Below are 4,033 nucleotides of genomic sequence, written 5' to 3' on the forward strand. Positions count from 1 at the left end.
TACCGCGACAAACGACTCGCCCAAGGCAAAAGCAAACGCGACATCATCCGCTGCCTCAAACGAGCCGTCGCCCGCGAAATGTTCCAACTACTCACACAGAAAATCCGCAGTTGACACTCATAGGAGCATCACGGGTGGCGCAGCCGCACTACAGACTGCGCAACCGCAGGATCTCGGAGTTGACGTCGTCGATGGCCTCGACCGAGCTCATGTGTCCGACACCCGGCACTTCGATGTACTTGCTGAGGTGGTCGTGCGATTCCAACGCCTCGGCGAGCCGGCGGGCATGCACGGGTGGGGTCAGCCGGTCGGCCGTGCCCACGAGTACCGTCGTCGGCACGCTCATGTTTGCCAGCGCCTCGTAGATGTCGAGGTCGCTGAGCGCCGCACCCCAGATTCCGCGGGTACGCGGGGCACATTCGAGGACGATCTTCTCGCAGAACGCCACCTCGGCCGGCGTCGCACTCGGCGCCATCGAGACGTACTTGATCGCCTGACGCGTCACCGGCGACGGCCGAAGCGGCACCGCGGACTTCAGCACGACACGACCGACAGGCACCGGAACCCGCGGGAAGCGAGTCGGCAGCGGAATGACGGTCGTCTCGCGAACGAGACTGTCGGTCGCCGTGCTCGCCAAGAGCACCGCGCTGACGAGAGAGTCGACCTGCTCGGGGTAGCGACCGGCCCATGCCATGACCGACATACCGCCCATACTGTGGCCGACCAGTACGGCCTTGTTGTCCTCGGTGACGGTCGCGGCGAGCACGTCGGCAAGGTCGTCGGCCAGGACGTCCGGTCCGAGCAACCGGGTTCCGACGTCGCTGCGTCCGTGACCACGCTGGTCGTACACGATCACCTTGTACTTCTCCGCGAACGCGTTGATCTGCGGCGCCCAGAAGTCGGCAGAGCACGTCCAGCCGTGGCTGAAGACGATCGGCTGCGCATCGTGATCGCCGTAGACCCGTACGTGCAGCTCGGCGCCGTCGTCGGTGACGACAGGAACGATGCGCGGTTCGAACGTGGGTACGTGGAGCAGTTCGTCGGGCTTCAACACCGCGCCCGCCTCCGACGGACCCTCGGCCGTCAGCCCGCTTCGACGACGAACCAGTACTGTCCCGATTCCTGCCGCTGCCGCAAGTCCTACGACTCCGACGAGTGCGCCTCGGGCAGCTCTCCGTGTGACCACGAACCGTCTCCTTCTTCTCAACTCGCCTGGCCGTCTGCCGGCCCTGCGCTTTCCCCGAACTTCGTGACGATGTCTTCCATGGTCAACGTGATCCGGCGGTCCATTGCTTCCGCGAACAACGCAGTGACCGTGCGGTGTGCGAGAGGACTCAATCTGTTGACCAGTTCGGCGACGTCCGCGACCGTACGAGCATCGGTGTCGAACGGATCTTGGCCGTCGGATACGAATCTGTCTGTGATCAACGCAACAAAGCGGCCTGCTACATCGTCGAGATCGCGTCGTACACCTTCGGCCTCGTCCAACATCTGAGCGACCGGAATACCGGCTTCGGCCAGCAGCCTCGCTGCCTCGACGAGCAGCGGATTGTCGATGCGGTAGGCATCGCCATCGGCGGCGATGACACCCAGCTCGACGCCGCGATGCAGGTCCGCGTCGGAGATGGCCCCGGCGAACATCGCATCCATGTCGGCCCGGCTCAGATGACGAACATCGCTGCCGACGCTTTTGACGCCGGTCAGCACGTCCTCGACGCGCATGCCGTACTGGGCCGCGGTCAGGAGCTCACTGATCGTCGCGAACGTGTAGCCACGGTCCAGCATGCTCGAGATGAGCGACAACCGAGCGAGGTGCGACTCGTTGTACCAGCCAGTCCGGCCTTCTCTACGCGGAGGCGGCAGCAGTCCACGATCCTGGTACACGCGCACGTTCCGCACACTGACACCGGCGCGACGCGCCAGATCGTCGACGCGATACTCGATCATGCGTAGACGATAAGCGTCGCCTCACCGAAACCATGCACGGACGCCCGTGCATGGGCTACTACCAGCGAGGACCGCGCTGAACGGCATCCACCTTGGGCCGGACGTCGACGAGGTAGACACACACCGCCACGACGCCGAGCAGCCCGATGAAGTTGATCGCGCCGAACAGGAACACAACCAGCAGAGCGACGATCAGAATGCCCAGCCAGACGGGCTTGGTGAGCTTGTCGACGGCCGTGAACGCATCGGGACGCTGACGAGCAGCGTGAAACACCGCGTACGCGGCACCGGCCAACGCGATGAGGCGAAGGACGAGAAGAATCAGACCGGTGAGACTGTCGACAGCTGGCACGTCGCCCATACTACGCAAAACGCCCCTCGCTCCGCTCGACCGCAGGCAAAACGCCCCTCGCTCCGCCCGCCCCCAGGCAAATCGCCCGTCACTCCCCCTCGAGAGTGACGGGCGATTCGGTGAGGCACCGGCGTCAGCTGGTGGTCTTCTTGGCCGGAGCCTTCTTGGCGGGTGCTGCGGTCTTCTTCGCAGCGGTCGCCGGGGTTGCCTTCTTGGCAGCAGGCGCGGTCTTCTTCAGCGGTGCGTCCTGGTTGGCGCGAGTCTTGGACTCGACCTTGCCCGCGACTCCGCTGACCTTCTGCGACGCGTCGGTAGCGGCTTCCTTCGCGTTGTCGCCTGCCTCGTCGATCTCCTCGGCCAGGTCCTCGGCGGTGTCGCGAACCTTGTCCGACGCGATGCCTGCGAGTGCGGCGGCACGCTCACCGACGGCGCGCGTCTGCGAGGCGACGGTACCCAGCGCCTGCTCGGTGAGGTCGACGACGTCGTTGGCGGCGGCGTTCGCACGGCCGAGGCCTTCTTCGACGGCCGGAGTCCGGCGGATGCGCTCGACGGTCTCCTCACCACGCTCGGCGAGAGACGTGTACAGATCGGAGGCGACCTTCAGGTACGCCTCGGCGACCTTGCGCAGTTCGTCCGGGGTGAAGCGTTCGCGCAGCTCGGCAATCTCGTCGGGAAGCTCGGCCGGCAGGTTCGCGAGGCGCTCGCGCAGGGATTCGACACCTTCGGTGACGTCTTCGGAGAAGTCCGCCAGGCGGGCACGCGCGGTGTCGACCCGGTCGGTCACCTCGGTGCCGCGGACCTCGGCCCGCGAGCGCACCTGAGCCACCACGTCGGCCACGGCTTGCACGACCGCGTCGCCTGCGCCGACAGCCGCATAGAGAGGCGTCTTGACGTTGTCTAGGTTCCTTGCATCAGTCATGGGGAAACTCCTGTATGGGTGATTCTGGTTCCGATTGCAGATCTGGTTCGGCCGACGCCCGGGTATCGACCGAGACGTCGTTCGCCGTGCGTGTTTGCTCGTTCTCGCGACGAAACGAGTCGTAGATCTCGATCAGCACGTGCTTCTGCCGTTCGGTGATCTCCGGGTCTCCGAGCAACGCATCTCGAACTGGACCGTGTGGTCGTTCCTCCAAGAACCCGGCCCGTACGTACAACGCTTCCGATGACACGCGCAGACCCTTGGCGATCTGCCCGAGCACCTCGGCGGATGGTTTGCGCAACCCTCGCTCGATCTGGCTCAGATACGGGTTGCTCACCCCCGCCCTCGACGCGAGTTGCCGCAGAGATACCTGCGCCGCTTCCCGCTGCGAGCGGATGTAACTACCGATGTCCGACGCGGCCGTACTGACGACGGTGGCGACCAGGTCGCCTGCCTCGGCCACGACATCGGTCGCCTCGGACACCTTGGCGACAATGCTCTGATTGTCGACGCGGGATTCGTCGCCCTGGGCTTCGTTGTCGGAATTCATGTTCACCGCTCGTTCCTGGCTCGAAACTTGTGGTTTCGGTGTACTGGGCCGACGTTACCCAAGGGTGCTAACTATTGCAAGCACTTCTGCTAGCGGCCGTGCGCGGATAGTTGCAACAGGGAGCCTGTTGCTTAATTGGTGTGCGGGCGGGCGGCTGGTGGCCCGTGTTTTCTGGTGGCCGGTGGCCGGTGGCTGGTGGTGGATGTCGTCGGCCACCGGCCCCTGCCGTGTCAGGCAGCCAGTGCGCCTCGGGTGATTGGCTGGC

The 4,033-nt window shown here is 65.0% G+C and carries 5 protein-coding genes; all 5 read right to left on the reverse strand.

The genetic code is table 11. The features are described 5' to 3' along the window. Positions 1-148: 148 nt before the first annotated feature. Positions 149-1,186: an alpha/beta fold hydrolase gene (locus A3K89_RS19560; protein WP_068429550.1), complete on the reverse strand. Its 1,038-nt coding sequence runs from the start codon at positions 1,184-1,186 to the stop codon at positions 149-151. Positions 1,187-1,203: 17 nt separating this feature from the next. After that, positions 1,204-1,947 (reverse strand): MerR family transcriptional regulator, encoded by a 744-nt coding sequence (locus A3K89_RS19565; protein ID WP_068429552.1) that lies wholly within the window; start codon positions 1,945-1,947, stop codon positions 1,204-1,206. A gap of 58 nt (positions 1,948-2,005) precedes the next feature. Then, positions 2,006-2,308, reverse strand: coding sequence for a DUF2516 family protein (locus A3K89_RS19570; RefSeq protein ID WP_068429553.1), 303 nt, complete (start codon positions 2,306-2,308; stop codon positions 2,006-2,008). A 124-nt stretch (positions 2,309-2,432) separates the two neighbouring features. Further along, positions 2,433-3,218: a heparin-binding hemagglutinin gene (locus A3K89_RS19575; protein ID WP_068429555.1), complete on the reverse strand. Its 786-nt coding sequence runs from the start codon at positions 3,216-3,218 to the stop codon at positions 2,433-2,435. Then, positions 3,211-3,768, reverse strand: coding sequence for a helix-turn-helix domain-containing protein (locus A3K89_RS19580; RefSeq protein WP_084423902.1), 558 nt, complete (start codon positions 3,766-3,768; stop codon positions 3,211-3,213). The genes A3K89_RS19575 and A3K89_RS19580 overlap by 8 nt, the downstream gene beginning before the upstream one ends. Positions 3,769-4,033: the final 265 nt, after the last annotated feature.

It is taken from the genome of Rhodococcoides kyotonense (genome assembly GCF_001645385.1).
In the GTDB taxonomy this organism is placed as follows: Bacteria; Actinomycetota; Actinomycetes; order Mycobacteriales; family Mycobacteriaceae; genus Rhodococcoides; species Rhodococcoides kyotonensis_B.

What these genes read in the sequence shown, in the direction of transcription:
- A3K89_RS19565 (WP_068429552.1), bottom strand. Translation starts at nt 1,947, where the DNA reads ATGATCGAGTATCGCGTCGACGATCTGGCGCGTCGCGCCGGTGTCAGT.
- A3K89_RS19570 (WP_068429553.1), bottom strand. Translation starts at nt 2,308, where the DNA reads ATGGGCGACGTGCCAGCTGTCGACAGTCTCACCGGTCTGATTCTTCTC.
- A3K89_RS19575 (WP_068429555.1), bottom strand. Translation starts at nt 3,218, where the DNA reads ATGACTGATGCAAGGAACCTAGACAACGTCAAGACGCCTCTCTATGCG.
- A3K89_RS19580 (WP_084423902.1), bottom strand. Translation starts at nt 3,768, where the DNA reads ATGAATTCCGACAACGAAGCCCAGGGCGACGAATCCCGCGTCGACAAT.